At 70.7% G+C, this 17,637-nt stretch carries 15 protein-coding genes, 1 tRNA gene and 1 riboswitch; of the genes, 4 read left to right on the top strand and 12 right to left on the bottom strand.

The features are described from left to right. Positions 1–11 precede the first annotated feature (11 nt). Together IF188_RS14365 and IF188_RS14370 are read left to right on the top strand one after the other, a co-directional pair. Positions 12–88, top strand: a tRNA-Pro gene (locus tag IF188_RS14365). Positions 89–153: 65 nt separating this feature from the next. Then, positions 154–930 (top strand): HAD-IIB family hydrolase, encoded by a 777-nt coding sequence (locus tag IF188_RS14370; protein ID WP_191172484.1) that lies wholly within the window; start codon positions 154–156, stop codon positions 928–930. A gap of 111 nt (positions 931–1,041) precedes the next feature. Here the strand turns inward: IF188_RS14370 and IF188_RS14375 are convergent, their stop codons facing one another. After that, the gene (locus IF188_RS14375) at positions 1,042–2,397 is read right to left on the bottom strand and encodes an alpha-hydroxy acid oxidase (protein WP_191172485.1); all 1,356 of its coding nucleotides are present in this window, start codon (positions 2,395–2,397) and stop codon (positions 1,042–1,044) included. Positions 2,398–2,414: 17 nt separating this feature from the next. Further along, positions 2,415–3,161, bottom strand: coding sequence for a FadR/GntR family transcriptional regulator (locus IF188_RS14380; RefSeq protein ID WP_318152885.1), 747 nt, complete (start codon positions 3,159–3,161; stop codon positions 2,415–2,417). Positions 3,162–3,286: 125 nt separating this feature from the next. Here IF188_RS14380 and IF188_RS14385 point away from each other — a divergent pair, with 125 nt between their 5' ends. After that, positions 3,287–4,117 carry a DUF1295 domain-containing protein gene (locus tag IF188_RS14385; RefSeq protein ID WP_191172487.1) on the top strand — a complete coding sequence of 277 codons (831 nt, stop codon included), beginning with the start codon at positions 3,287–3,289 and terminating at the stop codon, positions 4,115–4,117. A gap of 19 nt (positions 4,118–4,136) precedes the next feature. Here IF188_RS14385 and IF188_RS14390 read toward each other — a convergent pair whose 3' ends face one another. The 10 genes from IF188_RS14390 to IF188_RS14435 all read right to left on the bottom strand — a co-directional run bounded on the left by IF188_RS14390 (position 4,137) and on the right by IF188_RS14435 (position 16,560). Next, positions 4,137–4,784, bottom strand: a complete 648-nt coding sequence (locus IF188_RS14390; RefSeq protein ID WP_191172488.1) for a thymidine kinase — start codon at positions 4,782–4,784, stop codon at positions 4,137–4,139. Positions 4,785–4,802: 18 nt separating this feature from the next. Beyond that, positions 4,803–6,857, bottom strand: a complete 2,055-nt coding sequence (locus IF188_RS14395) for a DUF2207 domain-containing protein (RefSeq protein WP_191172489.1) — start codon at positions 6,855–6,857, stop codon at positions 4,803–4,805. 9 nt (positions 6,858–6,866) lie between these two features. Beyond that, positions 6,867–7,304 (bottom strand): pyrimidine dimer DNA glycosylase/endonuclease V, encoded by a 438-nt coding sequence (locus IF188_RS14400; RefSeq protein WP_191172490.1) that lies wholly within the window; start codon positions 7,302–7,304, stop codon positions 6,867–6,869. Positions 7,305–7,308: 4 nt separating this feature from the next. Further along, positions 7,309–8,835 (bottom strand): malate:quinone oxidoreductase, encoded by a 1,527-nt coding sequence (locus IF188_RS14405; RefSeq protein WP_191172491.1) that lies wholly within the window; start codon positions 8,833–8,835, stop codon positions 7,309–7,311. Between the two features lie 246 nt (positions 8,836–9,081). Continuing rightward, entirely contained in the window at positions 9,082–10,167 is a 1,086-nt protein-coding gene (locus IF188_RS14410) for an aspartate-semialdehyde dehydrogenase (protein ID WP_191172492.1), read from the bottom strand. Positions 10,168–10,616: 449 nt separating this feature from the next. Further along, positions 10,617–11,132, bottom strand: coding sequence for a GNAT family N-acetyltransferase (locus IF188_RS14415; RefSeq protein WP_191172493.1), 516 nt, complete (start codon positions 11,130–11,132; stop codon positions 10,617–10,619). 5 nt (positions 11,133–11,137) lie between these two features. After that, a complete protein-coding gene (locus IF188_RS14420; RefSeq protein ID WP_191172494.1) occupies positions 11,138–12,424 on the bottom strand; it encodes an aspartate kinase in 1,287 nt (428 codons plus the stop codon). A gap of 112 nt (positions 12,425–12,536) precedes the next feature. Further along, positions 12,537–13,466, bottom strand: coding sequence for a DMT family transporter (locus IF188_RS14425; protein ID WP_191172495.1), 930 nt, complete (start codon positions 13,464–13,466; stop codon positions 12,537–12,539). Between the two features lie 115 nt (positions 13,467–13,581). Beyond that, complete coding sequence (recR, locus tag IF188_RS14430) at positions 13,582–14,175, bottom strand: recombination mediator RecR (protein ID WP_191172496.1); 594 nt, start codon at positions 14,173–14,175, stop codon at positions 13,582–13,584. A 3-nt stretch (positions 14,176–14,178) separates the two neighbouring features. Beyond that, positions 14,179–16,560, bottom strand: a complete 2,382-nt coding sequence (locus IF188_RS14435; protein WP_191172497.1) for a DNA polymerase III subunit gamma and tau — start codon at positions 16,558–16,560, stop codon at positions 14,179–14,181. Positions 16,561–16,695: 135 nt separating this feature from the next. Further along, positions 16,696–16,790: riboswitch (TPP riboswitch) on the top strand. Here IF188_RS14435 and thiM point away from each other — a divergent pair. Beyond that, positions 16,781–17,602, top strand: a complete 822-nt coding sequence (thiM, locus tag IF188_RS14440; RefSeq protein WP_191172498.1) for a hydroxyethylthiazole kinase — start codon at positions 16,781–16,783, stop codon at positions 17,600–17,602. It overlaps the preceding riboswitch by 10 nt. Positions 17,603–17,637: the final 35 nt, after the last annotated feature.

A 17,637-nucleotide genomic window follows, 5' to 3' on the forward strand; every position in this document is an offset into this window, starting at 1 on the left:
GGGTTGCAAAACGGGGTGTGGCGCAGCTTGGTAGCGCGCTTCGTTCGGGACGAAGAGGCCGCAGGTTCAAATCCTGTCACCCCGACCACAGAGCAAGATCTGACAAGAGGCTCCGCCGGAAGGCGGGGCCTCTTTCATGAAAGGACCGAGATCGTGACCGACGCCGTCGCTCCCCGACTTGTCGCCTTCGATCTCGACGACACTCTGGCGCCGTCGAAGAGCGCGATCGACCCGCGGATGGGCGAGCTGCTCATCGCGCTGGCGCAGCGCGTGGAGGTGGCGATCATCTCCGGCGGGCAGCTCGCGCAGTTCACGACGCAGGTGGTGGACCGGCTCCCGGATGCCGCGGCCGACGTCCGAGCGCGACTGCACCTGCTGCCGACGTGCGGCACGCAGTACTACCGCCTGTCGGCCGACGCGGTGGAGACCATCTACCAGCGCTCGCTCACCGACGATCAGAAGACGCGTGCGCTCGCGGCCGTCGAGGGCGAGGCGCGCCGCCTGGGCCTCTGGGCGTCTGAGACCTGGGGCGACATCCTCGAAGACCGCGGCTCGCAGATCACCTTCTCGGCGCTCGGACAGCAGGCTCCCGTCCCGGCCAAGATGGCGTGGGATCCCACCGGCGAGAAGAAGAGCCTCCTGCGCGCAGCCGTCGCGGCCTTGCTCCCCGACCTCGAGGTGCGCTCGGGAGGGTCGACCTCGGTCGACATCACCGAGCAGGGCATCGACAAGGCCTACGGCATGCGGCAGCTCGCCGAGCAGACCGGCATCGCCCTGGACGACATGCTCTTCGTCGGCGACCGGCTGGACCCCGACGGCAACGACTATCCCGTCCTGGCGATGGGCGTGCGCTGCCACGCGGTCGACGGCTGGGAGGACACCATCACGTACCTCGAGGCGCTGATCCCGACGCTGCCCGTCCGCGGCTGACGACCCTCGTCGCCGGGTTGGCCGGCTCCGACGGGCGGCTCGCCACGTTTCGTCTCGCTCCGCTCGCTCAACGACCAGGAGTTCCCTGGTCGTTGAGCGAGGGCGCGGGCGTCAGGCCTTCGCGCGCGCGGCGGAGGACTTCGCGGTGCGGGATGCTGCGGCATCCCCCTTCGCGACGGTCGCGCGCGGCGAACGCGGGCGCGGGCCGGCCGCCTCTGCAGCAGCCGCGACGGGCGCGGCCACCGGAACGAGGCGCTGCAGCTGCGTGACGTGACGCGGCTCGAGCTCGGCGATCGACGAGACGCCGAGGAGCTTCATGGTGCGCTCGATCTCGCTGCGCAGGATCGCGATCGTGCGGTCGACGCCCTGTCGCCCGCCCGCCATCAGTCCGTACAGGTAGGCGCGGCCGATGAGGGTGAACTTCGCACCGAGCGCGATCGAGGCGACGATGTCGGCGCCGTTCATGATGCCGGTGTCGACCATGACGGTCGCATCCTTGCCGACCTCGCGGACGACCTCGGGCAGAAGGCGGAACGGGATCGGCGCGCGGTCGAGCTGGCGGCCGCCGTGGTTCGACAGGATGATGCCGTCGACGCCGGCGTCGATGAGCCGCTTCGAGTCCGCGACGTTCTGCACACCCTTCACGACGATCTTGCCGGGCCAGATGTCGCGGATGATCGCGAGGTCGTCGTAGCTGATCGTCGGGTCCATGGCCGCGTCGAGCAGCTCGCCGACGGTGCCGCCCGTGGTCGACAGCGACGCGAACTCGAGCTTGGGCGTGGTGAGGAAGTCGTACCACCACCACGGCCGCGGGATGGCGTTGACGATCGTGCCGAGGGTCAGCTGCGGCGGGATCGAGAAGCCGTTGCGCTTGTCGCGCAGGCGCGCGCCGGCGACCGGCGTGTCGACGGTGAACAGCAGCGTGTCGAAGCCCGCGGCGGCGGCGCGACGCGCGAGCCCGTACGAGATCTCGCGGTCGCGCATGACGTACAGCTGGAACCAGTTGCGCCCGTGCGGGTTGGCCGCCTTGACACCCTCGATCGAGGTCGTGCCGAGCGTCGAGAGGGTGAACGGGATGCCGGCGGCCCCTGCCGCACCGGCACCCGCCGTCTCGCCCTCGGTCTGCATGAGGCGCGTGAAGCCGGTCGGCGCGATGCCGAACGGCATCGCCGAGGGGCCGCCCAGGATCTCGGTGGACAGATCGACGCTCTCGGCCGGGCGCAGCACGTCGGGGTGGAACTCGACGTCCTCGAACGCCTGGCGGGCGCGCGCGAGCGACAGCTCGCCCTCCGCGGCACCGTCGGTGTAGTCGAACGCCGCCTTGGGCGTGCGGCGCTTCGCGATGGTGCGCAGGTCGTAGATCGTGAGCGCGGCGTCGAGGCGGCGCTTGCGCCCGTCGAGCTCGGGCTTCTTGAACTGCATGAGCTCGAGCAGCTCAGCGGGCTTGGGGAACTGGCGGGTGACCATGGGGACCTCTCGTTCGGTCAGGGGTTCGTGGGGAGATGGATGCCGGCGGCCGAGGGCGCGAGTCCCGCGGCCTCGTAATAGCCGGCGATGTGGTCGTGGACGAGGGTGCGCGCACGCGCGCCGTCGCCGGCGTCCACGGCGTCGAGGATCGCGTGGTGCTCTCGACGGAGTCGGGCCGCCGCGCTCTGCCAGTCGGCGAGGCCGGCCGCGCCGGCCTGCACGTACGACTCGATGGCGGTGCGCAGGCCCGCCATCATGGCGGCGATCACGACGTTGCCGGAGGCCTCGGCCAGGGCGAGGTGCAGCTGTGCGTCGAGCGCGAGGAACTCCGGAGTGGTGAGGTCGTCGGCATCCATCGCGTCGACGATGTCGCGAGCAGCACCGGTCGAGCGTTCCGGGTCGGCGGCGAGAGCGTCGACGACGGCGGATTCGAGCACGAGCCGGGTGGCGACGACGTCGTCGAAGGGAAAGCCCTGAGCGGCCACCTGAAGCCGCAGCAGCGCCGACATGCCCCCCTGCGGCGTCGCGATGATGATCGCGCCGGAGGTCGGCCCTGAGCCGGTGCCGGTGCGGATGAGTCCCATCACCTCGAGCACGCGCAGCGCCTCGCGCACGCTGGATCGCCCGACGCCGAGCGTGGCCGACAGCTCGCGCTCGGGCGGCAGGCGGTCGCCGGGACGCAGCCGGCCGTCGAGCAGGTCGGCCTCGATCTTCTCGAGCACGACGCGCCAGGCGCGCGCTGCGGGAGCGGTGGTTCCGGTCACGGATCTCCTCATCCATGCTCAGGACACGGCGTCCGCGCCGTGTGGTCAGACCACGATAACGTGTGGTCCGACCACAGGCAACCCGCGTGACGCCGGATGTCGCCGAGGGGCGCTAGCCTGACGTCATGGATCCCCTCATCCTCGTCCTCATCGTCGCGGGCATCGCCGCGGCGTTCTGCTGGATCACGTCTCTCGTCACCGACGAGACCTCATGGATCGATCGGCTGTGGTCGATCGTCCCGGTGATCTACGTGTGGATCTTCGCCGGGGCCGCGCTCATCGCCGGCATCGATGCGACCCGCCTCGTCGTGATGGCGGTGCTGGTCACGGCGTGGGGTGTGCGCCTCACCTTCAACTTCGCCCGCAAGGGCGGGTACACCGGCATGGAGGACTACCGGTGGGCGATCCTGCGCGGCCGCATGTCGCGCTGGCAGTTCCAGCTGTTCAACCTCTTCTTCATCGTGCTCTTCCAGAGTGCGCTGCTGGTGCTCATCACGCTGCCCGCCTACATCGCGTGGCAGCATTCCTCGCCTTTCAACGGATGGGATGCCGTCTTCGCAGCGCTGTTCGTCGCGTTCCTGATCGGCGAGACCGTCGCAGATCAGCAGCAGTGGCGGTTCCACCAGGCGAAGAAGGCGGCGGGCGGTTCGCTGGAGCCCGGGTTCCTCACGACGGGGCTCTTCGCCTACAGCCGGCACCCCAACTTCTTCTTCGAGCAGGCGCAGTGGTGGGCGTTCTACGCGATCGGCGCGGTGGCTCTCGTCGCCGACGGCGGCAGCTGGCTCAACTGGACCGTTCTCGGGGCGCTGATGCTGAGTGTGCTGTTCATCGGGTCGACGGTGTTCACCGAGTCGATCTCGTCGGCGAAGTATCCCGCGTACCGCGACTATCAGCGGTCGACGTCGATGCTGATCCCGCTCCCCCGCCGCCGTCGTCCGGCTGCCGAGACGGCCTGAGACCGCCGGCTCGACCGACTCACTCCAGGCGGCCGCCCGAGGCGCGCAGATAGTCCTCGGCGCACAGCGACTCGTACGTGACGCGATCGGCCGTCAGCTCATCGATGGCGACCTGGTCTCCGTCGAACACGAACCTGCCCCCGACGAGCCGCGCATTGAAGAGCGCCTTGCGTCCGCAGCGGCAGATCGTCTTCAGCTCTTCCAGACTGTGCGCGAGTTCGAGCAGCCGTGCCGAACCCGGGAACGCCTGCGTCTGGAAGTCGGTGCGGATCCCGTACGCGAGCACGGGAACACCGTCGAACACCACGATGCGCAGCAGGTCGTCGACCTGCTCGCGCGTCAGGAACTGCGCCTCGTCGATGAGCAGGCAGGCGACGTCGACCTCGTGCTCCAGTGCCTCGGGGACGAGCGTGTCGGCGGCCTCGGCCTTGACGCGGGCACGGTGCTCGGCGAAGAGCGCCCGGATGTCGTCCTCGGGGCGCACCAGGAAGTCGACGGTGCGCTTGACTCCCAGGCGGCTGTCGATCTGGTCGGCACCTTTGGTGTCGATCGCGGGCTTCGCCAGCAGCACGTGCTGGCCGCGCTCCTCATAGTTGTACGCGGCCTGCAGGAGCGACGTCGACTTGCCGGAGTTCATCGCGCCGTATCGGAAGTAGAGCTTGGCCACGGATCGAGCGTAGTCGGATCAGCGACCCCCGAAACCGCCGCCTCCTCCCCCACCGCCCGAGAAGCCGCCGCCGAACGACCCGCCCGACGACGACCAGCTGCTCGAGAACGACGACCCCGAAGAGCTGGACGAGCTGCCGCTGGAGACCGGCGTGGCGGCCAGGCGGCCGATCGACGACGACGCGTCGGACAGCGAGTCGGACGTGACCGAGTCGAACAGGGCGACCCGCGTCGCCGGCACCTCTGCCGGGGCCGCCGCCTGGATCACGCGCACCCACTCGCGCTGCATGCCGAACAGTACGGCGTACGGCAGCAGGCGCTCATAGAGGTTGACGACGTCCGCGCCCGGCACGTTCGGGGCGTCACCGTAGGGGCGGCGCCCCGACGACACCAGGTCGGCGGTCTGCGGCGTCTGGGCGGCATGCAGGCGATCCTCCTCCGCCAGGCGCAGATACGTGCGGATGCCCTCGAGGTACGTCTTGTGGCGGCCGCCCGCGAGCGTCAGCGTCGTCTTGGGCAGGCCGAACCACGGCAGCACGATGAAGGCGCCGAACGCGCTCGCGATAGAGAGGAAGTTGATCCAGCCGCCGAGGTATCCGAGGTCGGTGAGCACCGAGGGCACGGCATCCAGGAAGAACGTCATGACGACCGCGATCGCCAGTCCGCCGAACTGCAGGAGTCCGCGGATGCCGCCGACCCAGCCCGGCGTGCGGCTGCGGTAGCCGCGGTCGACCGTCGAGTCCTCGATCCGCCGCACGTACGTCACCGCCCGCACCGGAGGCTTCTGCGCGAAGAGGCCGAGGTCCACCCGGTCGCCGGGTGCGGCCTCCTTTCCGAACAGGGTCGTGACGATGCGACGGTCGTCGTGCTCGAGGCCCTCGGCATCGCGCAGGATCACATGGAAGTCATCGGCGTCCGAGCGATCGCCGGATGCCGTGATCTCCACCTTGTCGCGCACGGCGAGGTCGACCACGTGCGCGGCAAGCGCCTTCGCCGGCACGCCGAGCACACCCGCCGAGAGCGTCGGCGACTCGTCGACCGGCGCCGTGTACTCCACGATCACCGGCGACCGATCCGGGTTGCGGCGCAGGAACCCCTTCATGACGAGCACGAACACGAGCCCGCCGAATCCGGCGAGCAGGCCCAGCACCGGCAGGATCCATTCCCACCAGGGGTAGGGCGGCGGTGGCGGCGGGGTGGGGGCCACGAAGGTGCCGAGCTCGAAGCCGATCGCGACGGTGACGTTCTCATCGGGGCCGAGGTCCGCGTCGGCCGCGGTGAACGCGAGCTGGGTGTCGACGGCGCCCTCGATGCCGTGACCGAGCGCCCACGCGACGACCTGATCCGGCGGCGAGAGGGTCTCCGCGGGCTGGATGGAGCAGCGATCGGTCGACTGCGCAGGTCCGCTGTAGCAGTACAACCGGTCCGCGAGGATGCCGCCCGCAGCATCGCCCAGCACGTGCACGTGCGCGCGCACATCGCCGAACGGCTGCGCGTGGTCGGTGCCGACGGTGTCCCAGTAGAACTCGTCGGCAGCGGTGTCTTCGAAGCGGAGCACGACGTCGCTCATCGTGTACGAGATGACGTAGGTCTGCGTGCCGTGCACGTAGGTGTCGTCCCCGGTCAGCACGTAGACGAAGTCGTCGTCCTGCTCGGTCCACCACGGGATCGGTGCTCCGCCTGCTCCGGTGACGCTCACGACCTGCGGGTCGTGAGCGATGCCCGAGTCGGCCTTCGGGATCCACCGCACGATGCCCTTGTTCTGGTCGAACTCAGGAAAGCGCGCGACGATCGTCTCGGTCGTGTACAGCTGGCTCTGGCCGCCGGCATCCCGCCCCAGCCAGTAGTCGGCCTCGAACGAGTCGTACGAGAAGTCGTCGACCGAGCCCGCAGCACGCAGCGCCGCGGCGCCGGAAGTCCCCGAACGGGTGGCCACACCGGCCGAGTCGCCGGACGCGGCCGGAGCGCGGATGATCGCGATCGCGGACGCCGCGGCGAGGACCACGACAAGGGCGACCGCGATGCCGACATTCCGCCACGTCAGCAGGGTGCGCCAGGAGGGCCGTGCTCGCATGCCCCCACCCTAGGGGGCGAGCACCCCGCGCTCCCACGTCTCGACAGCCCCGGGTGTCGCGACGAAGCTCGGTGCCGCCCGGGCGACCGCGGGCAGGCGTTCCAGCCAGGCGGGATCCCGCACAGCGACCTTCGACCGCAGATGCGCCAGTTCGAACCCGAGCTGCCCTGTCGTCACCGGGATGCCGGGGCTCGCAGCATCCCGTCTCACAATGCGCGACGCGTCGAACGAATAGCCGCGTGCGGTGGCCTCGGCGTGCAGCGACGCCAGATAGTGCCCGATCGCGTCGAGCGGCTCGTCACGGGCGCGGAAGCGCTCCAGCTGCGGATGCCGCGTGTACCCGCGGGTCCCGCCGTCCAGCACCTTCTGGGCAAGCAGCGCCTCACGCCAGCACGCGACCAGCGCCATCCGGTCGAGGATCGACGGGTCCACCGACCACAGGCGCACGGGCTCAGGCCGTGAGGGCGAGCGTCTCGGCGGTCTCGCCGAGCGACTCGCGGGCCACCTCGGGACGCGGGTTGAGCGTGTCGCCGTAGCTGGGGATCAGCTCGCGCAGGCGCGGCTCCCACTCGGCGATGCGGTCGGGGAAGCAGGACTTCAGCAGACCGAGCATGATCGACACCGCCGTCGACGCGCCGGGCGAGGCGCCCAGCAGGCCTGCGATCGTGCCGTCGGCACCGGTGACGACCTCGGTGCCGAACTGCAGCACACCACCCTTCTCGGGGTCCTTCTTCATGACCTGCGCGCGCTGGCCGGCCTGGATCAGCGTCCAGTCCTCGTCCTTCGCGGTGGGCATGAACACGCGCAGCGAGTCGACCTTCTTCTTGTGGTTCTTGACGAGCTCGCCCAGGAGGTACGTGATGAGGCTGGGGTTGTCCCACGCGACCTTCAGCATCGGGCCGAGATTGCCCCACCGCACCTGGCCGACGATGTCGAACCACGAGCCGGTCTTGAGGAATTTCGGGCTGAACGTCGCGAACGGTCCGAACAGCAGGGATGCCTCGCCGTCGACCATGCGGGTGTCCAGATGCGGCACCGACATCGGCGGGGCGCCGACCGATGCCTGCGAGTAGACCTTCGCCTGGTGCTGCGCGACGATCGCGGGGTTCGAGGTCTTGAGGAACTGGCCGCCGATCGGGAACACTCCGTAGCCCGAGATCTCGGGGATGCCCGAGCGCTGCAGCAGCTTGAGCGCCCAGCCGCCGGCGCCGACGAAGACGAACTTGGCGCGGATCTCGCCGGGCGTGCGTCCGATCGTGCGGCGGTACTTGACCTTCCACGTGCCGTCCGCGAGCCGCTTGAGGCGACGCACCTCGGTGTTGGTGCGGACGTCGGCCCCCTCGTCGGCGAGACGGTCGAACAGCTGGTGCGTGAGCGCGCCGAAGTCGACGTCGGTGCCGGCCGGCATCCGCGTCGCAGCGAACGGCTCGCCCTTGCGGCGCTTCTGCATGAGCAGCGGCGCCCACTGGTTGATGACGCGGGAGTCCTCGCTGTACTCGATGCCCTGGAAGAGAGGCTCGTCCTTGAGCGCCTCGTAGCGCTTCTTGAGGTACGCGACGTCCTTCTCGCCCCGGACGAACGTCATGTGCGGCGTCGAGTTGATGAACGTGGTGGGGGCGTCCAGCACTCCCGCCTCGACGAGCGACGACCACAGCTGGCGGCTCTGCTGGAACTGCTCGTTGATCGAGATGGCCTTCGCCGGGTCGACCGAGCCGTCCTTGCCCTCGGGCATGTAGTTCAGCTCGCAGAGCGCCGCGTGACCGGTGCCGGCATTGTTCCACGCGTTCGAGCTCTCGAGCGCGACGTCGCTCAGTCGCTCGAAGACGGCGATCTTGAGGTCGGGCTGCAGCTGGTGCAGCAGCGTCCCGAGCGTCGCGCTCATGATCCCGCCGCCGATCAGCAGCACATCGACGGTCTCGACCGTGCTGTTCGTCGAGGGAGCGGGGGCGTGGGCGGACTCAGCGGGCGTATCGGTCACCCGTCAATCTTAGTTCGCCGCCAAAGCGCCGACGTCGCCACGGCGGCCAGCGCCGCCCTCGTCGCTGTCCACGCTGTACGAGGATGTGTTCGTCGACGCGAGGATCCCGGGCGCGGGGCATCACCTCCTCGTTCATCCGTCACAGATGCACGCTGAACGCGCTGATTCGCGTACATCTGTGACGGCTGAACGGAGAGCGAAGGGGATGCCGCGGGCCGCGGCATCCCCTTCACAAAAGCGTGCGAGTCAGGCGTTCGCGCCCTTCGACGAGCTCAGGGAGCGCGCGGCGACGACCTCGGCGACCTGGACGGCGTTGAGCGCCGCGCCCTTGCGCAGGTTGTCGTTCGAGATGAACAGCACGAGGCCCTTGCCCTCGGGCGCGGACTGGTCGGCGCGGATGCGGCCCACGTAGCTGGGGTCGGTGCCGGCCGCCTGCAGCGGCGTCGGAACCTCTTCGAGCTTCACACCGGGCGCGGAGGCGAGCACCTCGCGGGCGCGATCGGGCGTGATGTCGCGCGCGAACTCGGCATTGATCGACAGCGAGTGCCCGGTGAGCACCGGGACGCGCACGCACGTGCCCGCGACACGCAGGTCGGGCAGCTCCAGGATCTTGCGGCTCTCGTTGCGCAACTTCTTCTCTTCGTCGGTCTCGTTGAGGCCGTCGTCGACCAGGTTGCCCGCGAACGGGATGACGTCGAACGCGATCGGGGCGATGTACTTCTCGGGCTGCGGGAAGTCCAGAGCGGCGCCGTCGCGGGCGAGACGCTCCACATCTCCCTGCGCGAGCACGCCCTCGAGCTGGCCGAGCAGCTCTTGGACCCCGGCGAGACCCGAGCCGCTGACGGCCTGGTAGGTGCTGATGATGAGGCGCTCCAGGCCCGCCTCGGCGTCGAGGACCTTCAGGATCGGCATCGCGGCCATCGTGGTGCAGTTGGGGTTCGCGATGATGCCCTTGCGCGCCTCGGCGATCGCGTGCGGGTTGACCTCGCTGACGACCAGCGGCACGTCGGGGTCCATGCGCCACGCGCTCGAGTTGTCGATGACGATCGCGCCGGCTTCGACGAAGCGCGGGGCGTACGTGCGGCTGCCCGTCGCACCGGCGGAGAAGATCGCGATGTCGATGCCGGCGAAATCGGCGGTCGCGACGTCTTCCACAGTCACGGCCTTGCCCTGGAAGACGACATCCGATCCGGCGGAGCGGGCCGTGGCGAAGGCGCGGAACTCACGCACCGGGAAGCCGCGCTCCTCGAGGATGTCGATCATCGCACCGCCCACCTGGCCGGTGGCGCCGACGACGGCGACGGAGAGTCCTGAATCGGAGATACGGGTCATGACGGTGTTCCTCAGCGGGCGTGGAGCGGACGCGCGGGCATCGTCGGACGCGCGGGGTTTGGGCGATTCTACCGCCGCGTAGGACAGCACCGGCCCGCGGTTACGACGGCCGCAGTCACGCGGGGCCACCGTTCGAGGTGGCCGCCGCTGCGACGGCCGCCGTGAGAGGGCCCGCAGGTTGCGGCGGCCGCCGTTTGCGCCGGGCCGGGCGCGACGCTGAGCCGACGGCGTGCCGCGACCGCCGGCATCCACCGTCCGATCGTGGGGGGATCGTGCGCGCTGTCGAAATCGGCATCCGCGCCCGTCTACGACGACAGCAGTTGCCGATTTCGACAGCGCGCCGGGAGTGGTCGGGACGAGAACGGCAGCGATTGCCGATTTCGACAGCGTGAACGGATGGACGGATGGATGCCGGCGGTGCTGCATCCACTCGCGCGAGCGACTGCGCGTCAGGCGCGGGGCACGCGCAGCTTGAACCCGAGATGCGACGGGGCGTACCCGAGGCGCTCGTAGAAGCGATGCGCGTCGATGCGTGCGGCATCGGACGTGAGCTGGATCAACGTGGTGCCGAGCGCGGGCGCCGCGACCCCTTCGACCCAGCGCATCATGGCCGCGCCGATGCCCGACGAGCGCAGGTCGCTCGCGACGCGCACGGTCTCGACCTGCAGGCGGTCGGAGCCCGCCCGTGCGAGGCCGGGGATGACGGTCAGCTGCATCGTGCCGACGACGCGGTCGCCCGACGTGACCACGAGCTGCGTGTTCGCCGGGTCGGCCTCGATGCGGGCGAGCGCCCGGGCGTAGGCGGGCCGGTTCTCGGCGAGCCCGGTGTCGCCGCGGGCGGCGCTGATCGGATCGTCCGACAGCAGCGCCATGAGCGCGTCGAGGTCGTCGGCCCGTGCGGCGCGCAGAGTGACGGCCCCGGCGCGCGCGGCGAGCGTGACAGGAAGGTCGAGCGCGGCGAGCACGCCGGTCAGCGGCCGGTGCCGGCGTGGACGACGGCCTCGACGTCGCCGTCGAGCCCGTACGCCGAGTGCACGACGCGGGCGGCCTCGGCGAGGTCGTCGCCGCGCACGACGACCGAGATGCGGATCTCGGACGTCGAGATCATCTCGATGTTGATGCCCGCGACGCTGAGCGCCTCGAACAGGGTGGCCGACACGCCCGAATGGGTGCGCATGCCCGCGCCGACCACTGACAGCTTGCCGATCTGATCGTCGTGGACGAGGCTCTCGAAGCCGATATCGCCTTGCTCGGCAGCGAGGGCCTTGAGCGCGGTCGCGGCGTCGGTCTTGGGGAGCGTGAACGAGATGTCGGTGCGGCCCGTGGTCGCGGCCGACACGTTCTGCACGATCATGTCGACGTTGGCGCCGGACTTCGAGACGACCTTGAAGATCTCGGCCGCCTTGCCGGGCACGTCGGGCACGCCGATGACGGTGATCTTGGCCTGGCCGAGGTCGGTGGCGACTCCGGCGACGATGGGCTCTTCCATCTCTTCTCCCTCTTGGCCGTCGGGAGCGGTCATTCCCGGGCCGAGCACGTAGGTTCCCACGCCCGAGCTGAACGTGGAGCGGGCGTGGATCAGCACGCCGTGACGACGGGCGTATTCGACGGCGCGGATGTACAGCACCTTCGCGCCGTTCGCGGCGAGCTCGAGCATCTCTTCGGCCGACACGACGCCGAGCTTGCGGGCCTTCGGCACGACGCGCGGGTCGGCCGTGAAGATGCCGTCGACGTCGCTGTAGATCTCGCAGACGTCGGCCTCGAGGGCTGCTGCGAGGGCGACGGCGGTCGTGTCGGAGCCGCCGCGGCCGAGCGTCGTGATGTCTCGGGTGTCGCGGTTGAAGCCCTGGAATCCGGCAACGATGACGATCGCGCCCTCGTCGAGCGCCTCGCGGAGGCGGATCGGCGTGACGTCGACGATGCGGGCCGAGCCGTGATCGGCGGTCGTGATCATACCGGCCTGGCTGCCGGTGAACGACCGCGCCTCGAAGCCCATGGAGTGGATGGCCATCGCCAGCAGCGCCATCGAGATGCGCTCACCGCTCGACAGCAGCATGTCGAGCTCGCGCGGCGCGGGAATGGGAGCGACCTGACCGGCGAGGTCGAGCAGCTCGTCGGTGGTGTCGCCCATCGCGCTCACCGCGACGACGACGTCGTGCCCGGCGCGGCGCGTGTCGACGATCCGCTTCGCGACCCGCTTGATGCTCTCGGCATCCGCGACCGAGGATCCGCCGTACTTCTGGACGATCAGCGCCACGATGAAACTCCACGCGTGTGTTGAGGGGCCGGATGCCGCACCCGACGTTCCATCTTACGGACGCGTTCACGCGGCCTCCGCCATGTGACCGCGCCGTGGCCGGTCGACGGGGTCAGCTGGGCGCGACCGGAGGGAGGTCGCTGTCGGACGCCCGCGGGCGCAGCGTGCCGCCCGTTGCCGCGAGCCAGCAGCCGACGATCACGAGCGGGAAGCCGATGAGCAGTCCCGGCGTGATGGGCTCGCCCAGGATGATCGTGCCGAGCACGATCGCCACCACCGGGTTGACGTAGGTGAACAGCGGCGCACGCACCGGTCCGACGCGTCTGATGAGAGCGAAGAACGTGATGAACGCGATAGCCGTGCACAGCACGGCGAGGGCGACGAGCGACACCGTGCTCTCGACTGTCGGCACCTCGTGCTGCGTCAGGAAGGCGATCGGCGTGTAGAAGATGCCGACCGCGAACAGGGCGAGGGTGATCGACCCGAGCGACGGCACGTCGCGCAGCTTCGTGGCGATGACGAACGGTGCGATCGCGTACAGCAGCGCGACCAGCAGTACCTCGCCGACCGCGATGAGTCCTCCCCCGCCCTCGACGGCGAGCCCGGGTCCGGCGACGATCACGAACACGCCCGCGAACCCGACGAACAGGCCGATCGCCCGCCACGGGCTGAGCACCGATCGGTCGCCTCCACCGAACGCGATGATGGCGGCGAACAGCGGCACCGTCGCCACGAGCAGACCCGTCAGCCCCGACGGCAGGGTCTGCTCGGCGTGACCCAGCAGCAGGAATGGGCCCGCCATCTCGATCGCGCCGAACAGCAGCACCCAGCCGATCTTCGCGAACGCCGGGCGCAGCGCCTTCGCGCGGATCGCGAAGGGCAGCAGCAGGATCGCCCCGAGCAGCGTGCGCCCCGCGACCACCGCCGCGGGCGAGTACGACTCGACCGCGATGCTGATGAACAGATACGGGATGCCCCACAGCAGCGCCATCGCGGCGAAGAGCAGCCACGCACGCGTGTCGAACCGCTGGACCGAGTTCATCCGGTGCCCTTTCTCGCCGTCGCACCAGAGTGCACCGGCCGGAGGGTCAGCGCGAGGAGCGCGAACGCCACTCTACGACCGATCCCGGACATCGCGAGCGAGCCATGGACGCGGCTCAGACCGAGCGACGCCCCTCGAACGCGCGGCCCAGGGTGACTTCGTCGGCGTACTCGAGGTCGCCGCCGACGGGGAGTCCCGAGGCGAGCCGCGTCACCGAGATCTCGAGCGTGTGCAGCAGGCGGCTGAGGTACGTCGCCGTCGCCTCGCCCTCGAGGTTGGGGTTCGTGGCGAGGATGACCTCTTGCACAGTGCCGTCGGCGAGACGCTGCATCAGCTGCGCGATCCGCAGGTCGTCCGGTCCGATGCCGGCGATCGGGCTGATCGCGCCGCCCAGCACGTGATAGAGCCCGCGGAACTCGCGCGTGCGCTCGATCGCCGCGACGTCCTTCGCGTCCTCGACGACGCAGATGAGCGTCTGATTGCGGCGCGGATCGCGGCAGATCGAGCAGCGCTCCTGCTCGGTCACGTTGCCGCACACCTCGCAGAAGCGCACCTTGTCTCGCACGTCGGCGAGCAGCTCGGCCAGGTGGGACACGTCGAAGTTGGGGGTCTGCAGGATGTGGAACGCGATGCGCTGCGCGGATTTGGGGCCGATGCCCGGCAGGCGGCCGAACTCGTCGATCAGATCCTGGACGATGCCGTCGTACATGGGCTAGCTGAACCTCGTCGGGGGCTCGTAGGGCTCTTCGCCGACGAACGTCGCGCCGAGCATCTGTCGCACGACCGCCTCGCCGTAGCGCTGAATACCGTTGTTCGGCGTGGCCGCGGCGCTGTCGTTGCGCGGGCGCATCACCGGGGTCATCGGCGGCACGGGCGCGTCGACAGGGATGCCGGCCTCGTCGAGGTCGGTGTCGTCGTCGACGTCTTCGCCGGCCAGGGCCGACGGCGCGAGCTCGGCGCGCGGCAGGACGTCTCCGTCATGCACCGCCTGCCGAGGCGGGGCGAGCGTCGCGACGCGCGAGACGGCGGCGTCCTCGGGCTCGTCGTCTACGGCGAACTGCCCCACGCTCGGCATGGCTGCGGGGCCGGGGTCAGGCGGCGGTGCGTCGTCGTCGGACGGGATCGGCGCGACCGCCCAGTCGGTGACAGGTGCGGCCGCGGCCGGAGCCGTCTTCGCGGCGGGGGTGCTCCCCACGCCCCCTCCAGCCGTCGCGGGCGCGTCGCCGGGAGCGCGCGGGCCCGTGGACCCGGCCGCACCGCGCGGCGCTGCGGAGCCCGAGGCGGACGCACGCGGCGCCGACGCGAGCGGTGCCGACGCTCGAGGCGTCGACGGGCCGGGGCCGGAGGGCCCGGACGGAGCGGCCTGCGCCTGCGGTGCGGCCGCAGCCACGGGCGCGCCGGCAGACGCGGGTGCGGAAGGCGCCCCGGCCTGCGGTGCGGCCGCGGGGGCCGGTCCGCGATCGGATGCAGCGCCGCCGGATCCACCGGAGCCAGGCTCGGCGAGTCGCGGCAGGAACTTCACCTGCGTGCCGAAGACCTGTTCGATCGCGCTGCGCACGTCGAGGAACGCACCCTGCCCCTGCGGCTTGGGCTTGAACTTCGTCAGGTCGCTCGCGCTGGAGAACTCGAGCGCGACCACGTGGTCGTCGCCCTTCGTCGTGACGGCGATCGGTCGTGACCCGGTCGCAACCATCCACGACGATCGGCTGATCCCCTCGAGCCGAGTGAGCACGTCGGGCCAGGCATCGACCAGATTGTCGGTGGTGAGCTCGCGAGGTGCGGCGGGAGCCGGCGCGGGCGCAGATGCAGGCGCGGGCGCAGGCGCGGACACCGAGCCGACGGCCGACGCAGGTGTCTCGTCTGGGTTCGTTCGCTCAGCGACCGGAGGAGCGGAGACCGCAGCAGCCGGAGCCGACGCAACCGCGGTGGCGGCTCGGCCCACGCGCTCCGAGGCTCCGGGCGCCGCGCCAGCGGCGTCTGGAGAGGACGTGGGGACCCCTCTGGCCAGCACGCGGGCGACCATGAGCTCGAGCTGCAGTCGCGGCGAGGTCGCGCCGGTCATGTCGTCGAGGGTCGCGATGACGAGGTCGGCGATGCGCGACAGGCGCGCCGTGCCGAACGCGTCTGCTTGACGCTGCTTGCGGGCGAGATCGTCGGCCGAGACACCGCGGAGCACCGCGGCCGCGCCCTGACCGGTCGCAGCGACGACGATGAGGTCGCGCAGACGCTCGAGAAGGTCGTCGACGAAACGGCGCGGGTCCTGCCCCGTCTGCACGACGCGATCGACGGCCGAGAACGCCGCACCGGCGTCGGAGGCGCCGAAGGCGTCGATGACCTCATCGAGCAGCTCGTCGGGCGTGTAGCCGAGCAGCGCGACCGCGCGCGCGTAGGTGACCCCCGCGTCGTCGGAGCCCGCGATCAGCTGGTCGAGCAGCGACAGCGTGTCGCGCGGCGAGCCGCCGCCGGCGCGGACCACGAGGGGCAGCACGCCCGGCTCGACCTGGACGCCCTCCTGCGCGCACAGCTGCTCGACGTACTCGAGCATCGCAGCGGGCGGCACGAGCCGGAACGGGTAGTGGTGGGTGCGCGAGCGGATCGTGCCGATGACCTTCTCGGGCTCGGTCGTCGCGAAGATGAACTTGACGTGGTCCGGCGGCTCTTCGACGAGCTTGAGCAGCGCGTTGAAGCCCTGCGGCGTCACCATGTGCGCTTCGTCGAGGATGAAGATCTTGAAGCGGTCGCGGGCCGGGGCGAACACCGCGCGCTCGCGCAGGTCGCGCGCGTCGTCGACGCCGTTGTGGCTCGCGGCGTCGATCTCGACGACGTCGAGCGACCCGCCGCCGCCGCGCCCGAGCTCGATGCAGCTGTCGCACTTCCCGCACGGGACGTCGGTCGGCCCCTCGGCGCAGTTGAGGCAGCGCGCAAGAATGCGGGCGGACGTGGTCTTTCCGCACCCGCGGGGGCCCGAGAACAGGTAGGCGTGACCGACCCGGTCGCCGCGCAGCGCGGTCATCAGCGGCTCGGTGACCTGCCCCTGCCCGATCATCTCGCCGAACGACTCGGGCCGGTAGCGGCGATAGAGGGCTGTGGTCACTCCCCCAGCCTACGGTGTGGCTCCGACACTTCGGCAGGCTCAGCGCATCGCACTTCGGCAGGCTCAGCGCATCGCACTTCGGCAGGCTCAGCGCATCGCACCGGGGCGGCCGATCCCCGGCCTGCTAGATTGCTCGGCAGTGACACGGGGTGCCCGCACGGCGGGCTGAGAACACACCCGTCGAACCTGATCTCGATCATGCGAGCGAAGGGATGTCGCGATGAACACGCGCGCCGCCGTCCACCTGTCCCCCTCCGATGCGCTGACGGCGCTGCGGGATGCCGCACCGCTGGTGCAGTGCATCACCAACGCCGTGGTGACCGGCTTCACTGCCAACGTGCTGCTCGCCGTCGGCGCGGCGCCCGCCATGTGCGACCTGCCCGGTGAGGCCGGGATGTTCGCGGGCATCGCCGACGGCGTGCTCGTGAACCTCGGAACCCCGGGGGCCGAGCAGCGCGACGGCGCCCGGGAGGCCGTGCGGGCGACCGAGCGCTGGGTGCTCGATCCGGTCGCGGTCGGCGCCCTCCCTGTTCGCACCGCCTTCGCCGCCGAGCTGCTCGAGCACCGGCCGGCCATCGTCCGCGGCAATGCGTCCGAGATCCTCGCCCTGGCCGGCGCCGGAGCCGGCGGTCGCGGAGTGGACGCGACGGAGGGGACGGATGCCGCAGCCGACGCCGCCCGCGGCCTCGCGCTGCGCACCGGCGGCGTCGTCGCCGTGTCGGGCGCCGTCGACCTCGTCACCGACGGCGTGCAGGTCGTCCGCATCGGAGGCGGCGACGCGCTCCTGACCCGCGTGACAGGCGGCGGCTGCTCTCTGGGCGCGGTCATGGCCGCCTTCCTCGGCGTCTGCGAGCCTCTCGACGCGGCGGTGGCGGCATCCACCCTCTACGCGGCCGCCTCGGAACGCGCGGCCGCCCGATCCACCGGACCGGGCTCGTTCGCCGTCGCGCTGCTCGACGCGCTGGCCGAGGTCGCGCCCGCCGAGCTCGAAGACCGCGCGCGCGTCGAACGCACCGCCGTCGGGACGGCGGGCGGGCGATGAGCTCGCAGCGGCACGCGCGGCTTCAGGTGCACCAC

Source organism: Microbacterium helvum (genome assembly GCF_014779795.1).
Lineage (GTDB): Bacteria > Actinomycetota > Actinomycetes > Actinomycetales > Microbacteriaceae > Microbacterium > Microbacterium helvum.

Excerpts from the sequence above, each read along its gene's own strand:
- thiM (WP_191172498.1), top strand. The coding sequence starts at position 16,781 with ATGAACACGCGCGCCGCCGTCCACCTGTCCCCCTCCGATGCGCTGACG.
- recR (WP_191172496.1), bottom strand. The coding sequence starts at position 14,175 with ATGTACGACGGCATCGTCCAGGATCTGATCGACGAGTTCGGCCGCCTG.
- IF188_RS14425 (WP_191172495.1), bottom strand. The coding sequence starts at position 13,466 with ATGAACTCGGTCCAGCGGTTCGACACGCGTGCGTGGCTGCTCTTCGCC.
- IF188_RS14375 (WP_191172485.1), bottom strand. The coding sequence starts at position 2,397 with ATGGTCACCCGCCAGTTCCCCAAGCCCGCTGAGCTGCTCGAGCTCATG.
- IF188_RS14395 (WP_191172489.1), bottom strand. The coding sequence starts at position 6,857 with ATGCGAGCACGGCCCTCCTGGCGCACCCTGCTGACGTGGCGGAATGTC.
- IF188_RS14410 (WP_191172492.1), bottom strand. The coding sequence starts at position 10,167 with ATGACCCGTATCTCCGATTCAGGACTCTCCGTCGCCGTCGTCGGCGCC.
- IF188_RS14385 (WP_191172487.1), top strand. The coding sequence starts at position 3,287 with ATGGATCCCCTCATCCTCGTCCTCATCGTCGCGGGCATCGCCGCGGCG.